General features: G+C 61.1%; 11 protein-coding genes. 3 read left to right on the top strand and 8 right to left on the bottom strand.

Annotated features, from left to right (window positions below; genetic code table 11):
- Window positions 1–42: 42 nt before the first annotated feature.
- The 6 genes from M2400_RS07590 to kdpF all read right to left on the bottom strand — a co-directional run bounded on the left by M2400_RS07590 (window position 43) and on the right by kdpF (window position 8075).
- Window positions 43–738, bottom strand: a complete 696-nt coding sequence (locus M2400_RS07590; protein WP_259196066.1) for a response regulator — start codon at window positions 736–738, stop codon at window positions 43–45.
- Between the two features lie 37 nt (window positions 739–775).
- Window positions 776–3427: a sensor histidine kinase KdpD gene (locus M2400_RS07585; RefSeq protein ID WP_177113270.1), complete on the bottom strand. Its 2652-nt coding sequence runs from the start codon at window positions 3425–3427 to the stop codon at window positions 776–778.
- 156 nt (window positions 3428–3583) lie between these two features.
- Window positions 3584–4129 carry a potassium-transporting ATPase subunit KdpC gene (kdpC, locus tag M2400_RS07580; RefSeq protein WP_259196067.1) on the bottom strand — a complete coding sequence of 182 codons (546 nt, stop codon included), beginning with the start codon at window positions 4127–4129 and terminating at the stop codon, window positions 3584–3586.
- Between the two features lie 67 nt (window positions 4130–4196).
- On the bottom strand, window positions 4197–6254 hold the full coding sequence (gene kdpB / locus M2400_RS07575) for a potassium-transporting ATPase subunit KdpB (protein WP_259196068.1): 2058 nt from the start codon (window positions 6252–6254) through the stop codon (window positions 4197–4199).
- A 24-nt stretch (window positions 6255–6278) separates the two neighbouring features.
- On the bottom strand, window positions 6279–7976 hold the full coding sequence (gene kdpA, locus M2400_RS07570) for a potassium-transporting ATPase subunit KdpA (RefSeq protein ID WP_259196070.1): 1698 nt from the start codon (window positions 7974–7976) through the stop codon (window positions 6279–6281).
- A 9-nt stretch (window positions 7977–7985) separates the two neighbouring features.
- Complete coding sequence (gene kdpF, locus M2400_RS07565) at window positions 7986–8075, bottom strand: K(+)-transporting ATPase subunit F (RefSeq protein WP_003218754.1); 90 nt, start codon at window positions 8073–8075, stop codon at window positions 7986–7988.
- A gap of 343 nt (window positions 8076–8418) precedes the next feature.
- On the opposite strand from kdpF, the gene eat reads away from it, so the two are divergent.
- From eat to M2400_RS07550, 3 genes are all read left to right on the top strand, one after another.
- Window positions 8419–9783 carry an ethanolamine permease gene (gene eat, locus M2400_RS07560; protein WP_259196072.1) on the top strand — a complete coding sequence of 455 codons (1365 nt, stop codon included), beginning with the start codon at window positions 8419–8421 and terminating at the stop codon, window positions 9781–9783.
- A gap of 110 nt (window positions 9784–9893) precedes the next feature.
- A complete protein-coding gene (locus tag M2400_RS07555; protein WP_177045515.1) occupies window positions 9894–10061 on the top strand; it encodes a DUF2897 family protein in 168 nt (55 codons plus the stop codon).
- A 100-nt stretch (window positions 10062–10161) separates the two neighbouring features.
- The gene (locus M2400_RS07550) at window positions 10162–10740 is read left to right on the top strand and encodes a TetR/AcrR family transcriptional regulator (protein ID WP_177120573.1); all 579 of its coding nucleotides are present in this window, start codon (window positions 10162–10164) and stop codon (window positions 10738–10740) included.
- A 27-nt stretch (window positions 10741–10767) separates the two neighbouring features.
- Here the strand turns inward: M2400_RS07550 and M2400_RS07545 are convergent, their stop codons facing one another.
- Both M2400_RS07545 and M2400_RS07540 read right to left on the bottom strand, forming a co-directional pair.
- The gene (locus M2400_RS07545) at window positions 10768–11100 is read right to left on the bottom strand and encodes a helix-hairpin-helix domain-containing protein (RefSeq protein WP_259196074.1); all 333 of its coding nucleotides are present in this window, start codon (window positions 11098–11100) and stop codon (window positions 10768–10770) included.
- 111 nt (window positions 11101–11211) lie between these two features.
- Complete coding sequence (locus M2400_RS07540) at window positions 11212–13206, bottom strand: nucleoside-diphosphate sugar epimerase/dehydratase (protein ID WP_177045521.1); 1995 nt, start codon at window positions 13204–13206, stop codon at window positions 11212–11214.
- Between the last annotated feature and the right edge of the window lie 17 nt (window positions 13207–13223).

Here is a 13223-nt window from a genome sequence, read left to right as displayed (position 1 = left end):
TCCAACGCAGCCTCGCTGGCGCTCGACAGCTGCTACGGACAATCAGGATTCGTTATTTAACAACCGATACCCAACACCCGCCTCGGTCACGATAAACCGTGGCTGAGTCGGATCATCCGTCAGCTTCTGACGCAGATGCCCCACCACAATCCGCAGGTAATGGCTGTCTTCGGTATGGGTTGGCCCCCAGATATCCTTGAGCAGTTGCTGCTGGGTAATCACCCGCCCAGGATGCCGCGCCAACTGTGCCAGCACTGCGTATTCCTTGCGGGTCAGAGCCACTTCCACACCGTCCAGCAGCACTCGCCGATAGGCCAGGTCGACCGTCAGCGGGCCGAAACGCAACGCCGCTTCCTGGGCCTCCCCCGCCGGCGCCTGGCGCAGCAACGCCCGCACCCGCGCCAGAAACTCCTGGATGCCAAACGGCTTGGTCACGTAGTCATTGGCGCCGTTGTCCAGTGCCTCGACCTTTTGCACTTCACTGGCCCGCACCGACAGCACCAGCACCGGCACCGTGGACCACTCACGAAACTCGCGCAGCACCTGCTGGCCGTCCATGTCCGGCAGGCCAAGGTCGAGCACCAGCAGGTCCGGTTTACTCAAGGCGGCCTGGGCCAGGCCTTCGTTGCCGGTGCCGGCCTCGATCACTTTGTAGCCCTGGGAGGCCAGGCTGATACGCAAGAACTTGCGGATCTGCGGTTCGTCGTCAATGACCAAAATCGTCGCAGTCTGGCTCATGGTGTCCAATCAAAATCCGTGAAGAAAAGAGGGTAGCTCAAGGTTCGCTTTCCAGGCCAGGCTGGGCCTGCAATGGCAGGAATAAAGTGATGCAGGTGCCGCGGCCTTCAATGCCGTCGGCCACGCTGATATGCCCGCCGTGGGCGCCGACCATGCCCTGGCAGATCGCCAGGCCGAGTCCGGTGCCCTGCCCTCCGCGATCACCACGAGCGGCGGTGTAGAACATGTCGAAGATCTTCGCGCGCTCCTCCTCGGGAATGCCCGGGCCTTCATCGGCGACGGCAAAAAACAATTGGTTATCCACCACACCCGCACTGAGTTTCAGGCGGCCTTGGGGCGGCGAGAAGCGTGCAGCGTTTTCCAATACGTTGACCAGCGCCTGTTCGATCAAGGCCGCATGCACGTAGAGCAGTGGCAACTCGGGCGGTACGTCGGTGGTCACTTGCAGCGGCGCCAATACCGCACGCAAACGGCCCAGGGAACTGCCGACGATATCGCCGGGGGAAACCCAATCCCGCGCCAGCTTCAGGGCGCCATGGCCCAGGCGGGTCATGTCCAGCAGGTTCTGGATGTAGCGGTCCAGGCGCTCGGCTTCATCGCGGGTGCCTTCCAGCAACTCCCGGCGATCCTCCAGGGGAATCGCTTCGCCGAGGGCCAGCAGGCTGTCGATGCTGCCCCGCATGGAGGTCAGTGGCGTGCGCAAATCATGGGACACCGAAGCCAGCAACGCGCTGCGCAACTGTTCGGTTTCGCCATGCAGGCGAGCGGCTTCCAGCTCCTGGCCCAGTTGCGCCCGGGCCAGGGCCTGGGCCAAGGGCTGGCTCAGGGCTGTGAGCAGGCGACGGCGTTGGCCGCTCAATTCCAGGCCGGCTTTCGGGCTGACACCCAACAAACCCAACGGACCTTCTTCGCCGGACAACGGCCACCACCACCAGCGCCCAAACGGCAAGGTGCCGGTGCCCATGCCTGCCGGTTGATCGTGCTGCCAGGCCCAATCGGCGGCGGCGCGTTCGGCTTCGGTGAAGGTGATCGGGCCGCCGGTCTCGACCTTCCAGTCGCCCTGCCCGTCACGGTTGAGCAGGCACAATTGCAGGTCGCTCCAGCCTTCCAGATGATGCGCGGCGGCACTGATCACCGCTTGGCGATCGGTGGCGGCGGTGAGCTTGCGCGACAGGTCGAGCAACTCGGTGGTTTCTTCCTGGGTATCGCGCAGCGCCTGCAACTGCCGACGCTGGCGCGCAGCGAGGTTGCCGGTGAGCGCCGCCATCAGCAGGAAGAACAACAGGGTCAGCACGTCCTCTTCACGCTGGATCGCGAAAGAGAAATTCGGCGGGATAAACAGAAAGTCGTAGCTCAGGAATGACAACGCCGCACACGCCAGCGCCGGGCCCAGGCTGCTGCGTACCGCCACCAGCAGCACGGCAGCGAGGAACACCAGCGAGATGTTCGGCAACGGCAGCACACTGGCGACACCCCAGGCGACGGCCGCCGCGATCACGGTTGCTACCACTGCCAGCGCGTAGTCAAACCACACCAACCCACGCACATCCGGCAGGCGTGGTGGGGCCGGGATTTCGTCGCTGTCGAGGACGTTGATTTCCAGGCCCCGGGCATTGCGCAGTAGGCGTGACGCCAGGCCACCACCAAACAGGGTGCGATGCCAGCGCGGACGTGATTGCCCCACCAGAATCAAGCTGGCGCGTCGTTCGCCCGCATGCTGGATCAGCGTCTTCGCCACCTCCCCCGCCCGCAGCAACACCACTTCACCGCCAAGGCGCTCGGCCAATTGCTGGGCGTTTTGCAGGCGCAGACGCGATTGTTCATCACGCACCCGACCGTTATCCACATGCACCAGGCTCCACGGCAAATGCCGACGCTGGGCCACGCGGCTGGCGTGGCGCACCAGGCGTTCGGCCTGGGCATCGCCGTCCACGCCCACCAACAACCGGCCACGCACAGCGGGCGCAGCCTGGCCCAACTGGCGATACCCCTGGGCCAGGTCGTCATCGACGTGGGCCGCAGCGGTTTGCATCGCCAACTCGCGCAAGGCCATGAGGTTGGTCTGGGTAAAGAAGGCGTCGATGGCCGCGCGAGCCTGTTCCGGCACGTAGACCTTGCCGTCGCGCAGGCGCTCCAGCAGTTCGCGGGATGGCAGGTCGATCAGCAGCAGTTCGTCGGCCTCCTGCAAGACCCAGTCGGGCAAGGTCTCGCGTACTTGCACGCCGGTGATACCGCGTACCTGATCGTTGAGGCTTTCCAGGTGCTGGACGTTGACCGTGGTGAAGACGTTGATGCCGGCAGAGAGCAGTTCCTGGATGTCTTGCCAGCGTTTTTCGTGGCGGCTGCCAGGTGCGTTGCTGTGAGCCAGCTCGTCCACCAGCACCAGTTTGGGCTTGGCAGCGAGGAGGCCGTCGAGGTCCATTTCTTCCAGCATCACGCCGCGGTATTCGGAGCGCAGCAGCGGTTGTTGCGGCAGGCCGCTGAGCAAGGCTTCGGTCTCTGCGCGGCCGTGGGTTTCCACTACGCCGGCGATCAGCCGCACGCCCTGGCGCAGCTGGGTGTGGGCGGCCTGGAGCATGGCGTAGGTCTTGCCCACGCCGGGGGCGGCGCCGAGGAAGACTTTGAGCCGGCCGCGGCCGTCCCGGGGTAGTTCGGCTAACAGGGCATCGGCGCGGCCGGAGTCGCTCATGCGGGCGGTCTTCCTTCAGGTGTTGATGTAGTGATTGTGATGCAGCCATCGCGGGCAAGCCCGGCTCCCACATTTGATCTTCAGTGAATCCAGACTTTGTGTTCAACAAAGATCAACTGTGGGAGCGGGCTTGCCCGCGATTCGCGGCGCCACTGCTTACAACTTTTCCAGCGCCATGTTCAACGCCAAAACGTTCACCACCGGCGGCCCCACCAGTGGGCTTTCGATGTGCTCATCCATCAAGCGCTCCAGGGTCGCCACCGGCAGGTTACGTGCGGCCGCCACCCGCGCCAGTTGATAGGCAATCGCCTGTGGTGGCAAGTGTGGATCAAGACCGCTGCCGGAGGTAGTCAGCATTGCCATCGGCACCGGCCCCTGGCCTGGCACCAGCAGTTTGTTGGCGTCGTCGAACACCCGGGTAGCCAGCGTCGGATTGCTTGGGCCGAGGTTACTGGCACTGCTGGAGACAGTGGCAAACGCCCCGGCGGATGGCCGTGGGTGGAACCAGCCGTCACCGCTGAAATCCTGGGCGATCAGGCTCGAACCACGCACCTTGCCGCTGGCATCGCGCACCAGGCTGCCGTTGGCCTGGTCAGGGAACGCGACTTGCGCCACGCCGGTGACCACCAGGGGATAGGCCACGCCGGTGATCAGGGTCATCAACACCAGCAGGCTCAGGGCCGGGCGGATTATGTTGGACATTTCAAATTCCTCAATTCGGTCATTGCAACCTGCAGGCACCGGTTTCCCGGCACCCGCAGGCATCGGGTCAAACCAGGTGCAGCGCGGTCAGCAGCATGTCGATCGCCTTGATGCCCACGAACGGCACCACAATCCCGCCCAGGCCGTAGATCAGCAGGTTGCGACGCAGCAACGCTGCCGCACTCGCCGCCTGCACACGCACACCACGCAGGGCCAGCGGGATCAGCACCACGATGATCAGGGCGTTGAACACGATGGCCGAGAGGATCGCGCTCTGCGGGCTTTGCAGGTGCATCACGTTGAGCACACCCAGTTGCGGGTAGATGGAGGCGAACAGCGCCGGCAGGATTGCGAAGTACTTGGCCACGTCGTTGGCGATGGAGAACGTCGTCAGCGCACCGCGGGTCACCAGCAATTCCTTGCCGATCTGCACCACGTCCAGCAGCTTGGTCGGGTCGCTGTCGAGGTCGACCATGTTGGCGGCTTCACGGGCGGCCTGGGTGCCGTCGTTCATTGCCATGCCGACGTCCGCCTGGGCCAGCGCCGGGGCGTCGTTGGCGCCGTCGCCGCACATCGCAACCAGGCGCCCGTCGTTCTGTTCGTGACGAATGCGCGCGAGTTTTTTCTCCGGCGTGGCTTCGGCCAGCACGTCATCCACGCCGGCTTCCGCAGCAATCGCCGCAGCGGTCAGCGGGTTGTCACCGGTCACCATCACGGTGCGAATCCCCAGCTTGCGCAGCTCGGCGAAACGCTCGCGAATGCCGGGCTTGACCACGTCCTTGAGGTGAATCGCGCCAAGCAACTTGCCATCGGCACACACCAGCAACGGCGTGCCGCCGCTCTGGGCGATCTTGTCGATTTCACGGGACAGCGCCGGTTGCAGGTCGCGGCGTTGCAGGCCGATGAAGGCCAGCAGCGAATCCACCGCGCCTTTACGGAACACGCGGCCCTGATAGTCGACGCCAGACAAGCGTGTTTCTGCGCTGAACGGTACGGAGGTCAACTCATCCGTCGACGGCTCGGCTTGCGGGTGCAGGCCACGCAGGTATTCGACGATGGATTTGCCTTCCGCCGTGTCGTCCGCCAGGGACGCCAGCAACGCGCCTTCTGCCAGCTCCTTGCCGCTGACACCGGGTGCGGCGATCACGTTGGTGCAACGACGGTTACCGAAAGTGATGGTGCCGGTCTTGTCCAGCAACAGCACGTGCACGTCCCCTGCTGCTTCCACCGCGCGACCGGATTTGGCGATCACGTTGAGGCGTACCAGGCGGTCCATGCCGGCGATACCGATGGCCGACAACAGGCCGCCGATGGTGGTCGGAATCAGGGTGACCAGCAGCGCCACCAGGAACACCAGCGGCAGGTTGCCATTGGCGAAGTGGGCGAACGGCTGCAGGGTCACCACCACCAGCAGGAAGATCAGCGTCAGGCCGATCAGCAGGATGTCCAGCGCGATTTCGTTGGGGGTTTTCTGGCGTTTGGCGCCTTCCACCAGGGCGATCATGCGGTCCAGGGTCGACTCGCCCGGGTTGGCGGTGATGCGGATCATCAACCAGTCCGAAACCAGGCGGGTGTTGCCGGTGACGGCCGAACGGTCGCCGCCGGACTCACGGATGACCGGGGCGGATTCGCCGGTGATCGCCGCCTCGTTGACCGCCGCGATACCTTCGATGACTTCGCCGTCGCCAGGGATCATTTCCCCGGCGGCCACCCGTACCACATCACCTTTACGCAGGCTGGCGGCCGGTACGACCTTGAAGCTGCCGTCGGCTTCCTTGCGGCGGGCGCTGAGGCCCTCGCTGCCGGCCTTGAGGCTGTCGGCGCGGGCCTTGCCGCGACCTTCAGCCAGGGCTTCGGCGAAGTTGGCGAACAGTACGGTGAACCACAGCCACACCGCGATTTGTACGGAGACGTAGGTCGGTACGGCCACCTCCGGCACGAAGCACAGGATTGTGGTGAGGATCGCCGTCAGCTCCACCACCAGCATCACCGGCGAGCGTTGCAGTTGGCGCGGGTCCAGCTTGACGAAGGCCTGGACCAGCGCCGGGCGCCACAGGGCCGACATTGCGGTTTTGGCCGGCTCCTGGGTTTTCACCGGAGCCGCGTTTTTTGCAGGCATATTCATTTTCATATCCCCTAGGCTCTTCATTTAAAAAGCAGCCATGCTCAAATGTTCAGCGATAGGCCCAAGTGCCAGCGTCGGCAGGAAGGTCAGGCCGCCCACCAGCAAAATGGTCACGGTCAACAGGGTCACGAACAGCGGGCCGTGGGTCGGGAAGCTGTTCTGGCCAATCGGCGCGGTCTTCTTCATCGCCAGGCTGCCGGCCAACGCCAGAACCGGGAGGATGTAGCCGAAGCGGCCGAGCAACATCGACAGGCTCAACATCAGGTTGTGGAACGCGGTGTTGGCACTGAAGCCGCCGAACGCCGAACCGTTGTTGGCACTGGCCGAGGTGTAGGCGTACAGCAACTGGCTGAAGCCGTGGGGCCCAGGGTTACTGATGGCGCCGGCCGGCCCAGGCAGGCTGGCGGCGATGGCGCCGAGTACCAGGGTGCCCACCGGCATCACCAGCAAGGTCACCACCAGCAATTGCACTTCCCGGGCCTGGAGTTTCTTGCCGAGGTATTCCGGCGTGCGACCAATCATCAGGCCGGCAAGGAACACCGCGATCAACACGTTGAGCAACATGCCGTACATGCCGGCACCGACGCCGCCGAAGATCACTTCGCCGACCATCATGTTGACCAGCGACACCATGCCGCTCAGGGGGTTGAGGCTGTCCTGCATGCCGTTGACCGAACCGTTGGACGCGGCGGTGGTAGCCACCGACCACAGCACGGTGCCGGTGGTGCCGAAGCGCGCTTCTTTACCTTCCTGCGGCGCGGCCTGTTCCACCGCCGGGTTGTTCAGCGCAGGGTTGGGCTGATACTCGGCCCACATCGCGGTTGCACCGCCGATGATGAACAAGGCCAGCATGCAACCGAGGATCGCCCGGCTCTGACGCAGGTCTTTCACGTAGTGGCCAAAGGTGAATACCAGCGCCACCGGAATCAGGATGATCGCGCCCAGCTCAAACAGGTTGGCCCAGGCAGTCGGGTCCTCGAAGGGATGCGCCGAGTTGACGCCGAAGAAGCCACCGCCGTTGGTGCCCAGTTGCTTGATCGCAATCTGGCTGGCGGCCGGACCCAGTGGAATTACCTGGTCAACGCCTTGCATGGTCACGGCGTTAACGTAGTGAGCGAAGGTTTGTGGCACGCCCTGCCACACCAGGAACAACGCGAGCACCAGGCACAACGGCAACAGGCCGTAGAGGGTGGCGCGAGTCATGTCGACCCAGAAGTTGCCCAAGGTCTTGGTGGATTTGCGACCGATCCCACGGCACAACGCGACCAGTACGGCGAGGCCGGTGGCAGCGCTGACGAAGTTCTGCACGGTGAGGCCGGCCATCTGGCTGAGGTAGCTCAGGGACGCTTCACCGCTGTAGTTCTGCCAGTTGGTGTTGGTCATGAAACTGATAGCGGTGTTGAACGCCAGGGTCCATTCCTGACCCGGCAACTTCTGCGGGTTCAGCGGCAGGTACTCCTGGAACACCAGGATGCCGAAAAGCAGAACGAAACCGGCAAGGTTGAACGCCAGCAACGCCAGCGCGTACTTCTGCCAGCTCTGCTCCTGGTCGGCATCGACACCCGAAAGGCGATAGCAAACGCGCTCGACCGGGCCGAACACCGGCGTGAGCCAGGTTCGCTGCCCTTCCATTACCTTGTAGTAGAACCGCCCCAGGGCCGGTGCCGGAATCAGCACCAAGGCAAAGAAGGCGATGATCAGCCAATAGTCATAACTGTGCATAGCCTGCTCCTAGTTCCGATCCGCGCGTAACAGCGCAACCAGCAGATAAATGAACAGCGCCACAGCCAACAGCAGTGACACCCCGTCCAGAACGCTCATGGAAGTTTCTCCGTCGTGCGGCGACTGCCGCGTGTAGGAGGATTGTCCGCAGGAGTGGCGTAAAGGAACGAGAGCGACGGTATGGGTGGGGCGTAAAGACGGCGTAAAGAGTGGGTTTATGCGGCGTTTACAGGGCTATGCACTTCAAATGTGGGAGCCGGGCTTGCCCGCGATGGCGTCAGACCAGACACCCACGCCCTCATCTGGTGCAGCGCTTGAAATGATTCAAACGCCAAACCGTTCCCTCGGCGACAGTTCGGCGCCTTTACGACACGGCATGGGTTAATGGCATGCCCGCTGCAATGCCCTGAAACATTCCAAACCGTTCAGGGAGAGCTACACGATGAACACACAACTCAAACCCACCTTGGGCACCCTGCATTTATGGGGCATCGCCGTCGGCCTGGTAATTTCCGGAGAATATTTTGGCTGGAGCTACGGCTGGGGCGTGGCAGGAACGGTGGGCTTCCTGGTGACCTCATTGATGGTCGCCGCCATGTACACCTGCTTTATATTCAGTTTCACCGAACTGACCACCGCCATTCCCCACGCTGGCGGCCCGTTTGCCTACAGCCGCCGGGCGTTTGGCGAGAAAGGCGGTCTGATCGCCGGACTGGCGACGCTGATTGAATTCGTCTTCGCCCCGCCCGCCATCGCACTGGCCATTGGCGCGTACTTGAATGTGCAGTTTCCGGCCCTTGATCCGAAACACGCGGCAGTCGGCGCCTACATTGTATTCATGGGCCTGAACATCCTCGGCGTGAAACTGGCCGCGACCTTTGAACTGGTGGTGTGCGTGCTCGCGGTCGCCGAGTTGCTGGTGTTCATGGGCGTGGTCGCCCCTGCGTTCAGCTTCAGCAACTTTGCCCTCAATGGCTGGGCCGGCTCCGACACCTTCGGCGCGCCGGCGATTGCCGGGATGTTTGCGGCGATTCCATTTGCCATCTGGTTCTTCCTCGCCATCGAAGGTGCCGCCATGGCGGCCGAAGAAGCGAAAGATCCCAAGCGCACCATTCCAAAGGCCTACATCAGCGGCATCCTGACCCTGGTGGTTCTGGCGATGGGCGTGATGTTCTTCGCCGGCGGCGTCGGTGACTGGCGCACGCTGTCGAACATCAACGATCCCCTGCCCCAGGCGATGAAAACCGTGGTCGGCGACAGTTCGGGCTGGCTGCACATGCTGGTGTGGATCGGTCTGTTCGGCCTGGTGGCCAGCTTCCACGGGATCATCCTGGGTTACTCGCGCCAATTCTTCGCCCTGGCGCGCGCGGGTTACCTGCCGTCTTTCCTGGCCAAGCTTTCACGCTTCCAGACGCCGCACCGGGCGATCATCGCCGGTGGCATCGTCGGTATCGCTGCTATCTATAGCGACGGGCTGATCAACCTGGGCGGTATGACCTTGACCGCGGCAATGATCACCATGGCGGTGTTCGGTGCGATCGTGATGTACATCATGAGCATGCTCAGCCTGTTCAAGCTACGCAAGACCGAACCGTTGCTGGAACGCACCTTCCGTGCACCGGGCTATCCAATCGTGCCGGGGATTGCGCTGGTACTGGCCGTGGTGTGCCTGGTGGCAATGGCGTGGTTCAACGCGCTGATCGGGCTGATCTTCCTGGGCTTCATGGTGGTGGGTTTTGTGTACTTCCAACTGACCGCACAAGACCGCGCCGATGCGCCGGCGGACGCGATGCTGACCGGGCTATAAGGTTACCGGGGCAGAACGGGCCTACAATGAACTACTAAGAAAGCCCGTTACTCAAAGCAGCTATTACCGTGGGAAATTTCCCCACGGTTTGCTGCCTCAAGGAGAGCCCTATGCCGTGGTATGCCTGGTTGATTTTAGTGGTCGCGATCGGCTCGATCGTCGGTGGTTTGCTGATGCTGCGAGACAGCGCCAACAAGGTTGAATTGACCGACGAACAGCGCCGACGTGTAGCCGAGCGCAATGCCCAAGCGGACGCCAAGGATGCGCAGGATCGCTGAGCCTGAGGCGGCTCCACCGAGGAGCCGCACAATTTTGTAAACACCCGCCTATGCCCAGGCAAGCTTGGTTAATATGGCCTGATGTTTCGGAGGCCTCCCCATGCGCTATTCACAAGATCACAAAGCTCAAACCCACCAGCGCATCATCAAGGAGGCCTCTGTACGCTTTCGCCGCGACGGCATTGGCGCGACCGGCCTCCAGCCGCTGATGAAAGCGCTTAACCTGACCCATGGCGGGTTTTATGCGCACTTCAAGTCCAAGGACGAGTTGGTGGAAAAGGCCTTGCAGGAGGCCGCCGCGCAGCTGGATGAACATTGCGAACAGCTGTTCAGCCAGGAGCGGCCGTTGGAGGCGTTCATCGACAGCTATCTGTCTGAATGGCACCAGACCTCGCCGGATCAAGGCTGCCCGCTGACGACGATGTCATCGGAGATGGGGTTGCGTGGGCAGAACAGCCGCACCACGGATGAAGTCCTCAATGCTCGACTCAAGCAGGTTGAAACGGCGCTTGGCAACCCGAATGCCGGGGAGCAGAGCCTGGTGCTGATGTCGACGCTGGTGGGGGCGTTGGTGTTGGCGAGAAGTGTCGAGAGTGCCGAATTGGCGACACGGATTCTCGATGTGGTGAGGGGGAGCTTGAAAGCAGAACTCGCTGAACAGAAGAAAGCCGGTCAATGACCGGCCTCCTCGCCTGCTTTTAGATCCTCAGTTCACCTCGAGCCGGTCGCGGTTCTTTTCCAGCAATGCCTTGCCGATGCCTTTTACTTCCAGTAACTCATCTATCGCCGTGAACGGCCCGTTGGTTTCGCGGTAGGCGATGATGGCCTTGGCCTTGGCGGCGCCGATGCCGAACAGGTCGCGGCGCAGGGTTTCGGCGTCTGCCGAGTTGAGGCTGACCTTGGAGGATTGTTCGACCTTGGTGATCTGGGTGGTGATGGGGGTTGGGGCTTCGGTTTTGGTGGAGGGGGCGGCAGTGCTGGCTAGCGAGAAGCTGGTGAGGAAGGCAAAGATGAGGAATGAGAAATACGCTTTATGCATTGGTGAGGCTCCATGACATCGATAAGGGAAAAGCAGCTTTTCCGAAGCTGCTTTTCAAACTTAGGCGATGTTTGGGGAGAGTCAAAAATGGGTGAGTTACAGGGTGTGAGTTCAGGGTTCCAGGCGGCGTTGCTGGTAAATCCAGTCAACGATTTCACCGTCCGGGGAATAGCCGCTGACCGTTTCGCGCAGCAGTTGGCGCACACGCGTGTAGTCATCCTGTTCGACGGCGCTGAGCAGCTCCGTTAAACGGGCCTTCAAGACGTCCCAAGGCAAGTAGTCCTCATTGGCACTCATAATCATGGGGTGCGGAGTCGTGACTACGTTGTCGCCGATCAGCAATTCCTCATAGAGCTTTTCGCCAGGACGCAACCCCGTGAACTCAATGGAGATGTCACCTTGAAGATTTTTATCAGAACGAATACTCAAACCGGAAAGATGCACCATCTTCTCTGCCAGCTCGACGATTTTCACCGGCTCGCCCATATCCAGAACAAATACGTCACCGCCCTGCCCCATGGAACCCGCCTGGATAACCAATTGAGCGGCTTCAGGGATACTCATGAAATACCGGGTAATCTTGGGGTGTGTAACCGTCAGCGGGCCACCAGATTTTATTTGCTTGTGGAACAACGGGATCACCGATCCGGATGAACCCAGCACGTTGCCGAACCGCACCATGGTAAAGCGGGTCTTGTTCACACGGGAAACATTGGACGTTTCACCGAAAAGCACCGGAGCTATCTCACTGCTGAGCGCCTGCAGCGTCATTTCTGCGAGACGCTTGGTGCTTCCCATAACGTTGGTCGGACGCACCGCCTTATCAGTAGAAATCAGCACGAAGTTCGCCACGTTGGCGCGTAAAGAGGCTTGTGCGGCGCTCAACGTGCCCATCACATTATTCAGTACGCCTTCAGCAATATTATGTTCGACCATCGGTACATGCTTGTAGGCCGCCGCATGGTAGACCGTGTTCACGCGCCAGGTTTTCATGACGTCAAAGAGCTTTTCCTGATTGCGGACAGAGCCCAGGATTGGCAATAACTTAACTGAAAGCGACTCACGTACGATTCGCTGCTCAAGCTCTTGCAGGATGCTGTAGAGATTGAACTCGCTATGCTCATACAACAGCAGTGTCGTGGGTTGTAGCGTGAGAATCTGCCGGCAAAGCTCAGACCCGATTGAACCGCCCGCCCCGGTTATAAGAACCGACTGCTCCTTAATGCAATGTTCAAGCAGCTCATCCTGAGGGGGGACAGAGTCGCGGCCTAACAAGTCAGCAATATCAACTTCCTGGATATCGTCAACTTTCACTCGCCCGCTGGCCAAATCCATAAAACCGGGCACGCTTTGCACATGGAGCGCGAAGCCCTCCAGAAAGGTCAATATCTCCCGGCGACGCCCGCGATTGGCAGACGGAATGGCGAGAAGAATCTGCTGGGCACCGGTTACATCAACCATCTGCTGGATATGCTTTGGCTTATAGACATGCAAGCCTGAAATCACACGATCGGCAATGCTGCTGTCATCATCAATAAAGGCGACAGGACGCAACAGCCTCCCCATGCGCAACGCAGCAACCAACTGATTACCGGCTGCCCCCGCACCATAAATGGCCACCTTCGGTAGTCCATCATCCCGGTTGGTAAAAGGAACATGTTGCGCAGCCGTAAACCAGTCTCCCAGGAAATACTGGCGCATCGCGAGGCGTAGCCCCCCGATCATGACCATGCTCAACCACCAGTAATTGAAGATGACCGAGCGTGGAACAAACATTTGATGGTTGCCGCTCCAGTAAACAACCAGCGCGAGAAACAACGATGACAGGCTGACGGCCTTGATAATTGCGATCAGCGCATCGTTTCCAAAATAGCGCATGACTGCACGGTACATACCAAACCGTACAAACAGCGGAATCGCAATGACCGTGGCGCTCAGGAATAACCATAGGTATTCAGTGAAAGGATTGATCAGCTCATCAATCCCCAGACGGACGACAAAGGCCATCCAAAGGGCAAACCAGACAAGAAAAACGTCGGTCACTACCTGGAAGGCACGTTTCTGCCGCCGCGTTAAACCCAGTAATAAGGTTCTCAACTTATCCATAACGCCTTGAAACACCT

It is taken from the genome of Pseudomonas sp. BIGb0558 (assembly GCF_024807515.1).
GTDB lineage: Bacteria > Pseudomonadota > Gammaproteobacteria > Pseudomonadales > Pseudomonadaceae > Aquipseudomonas > Aquipseudomonas yamanorum_A.
Note: the sequence above shows the minus strand (reverse complement) of the source record. Positions and strands in the feature narration are given on the sequence as shown.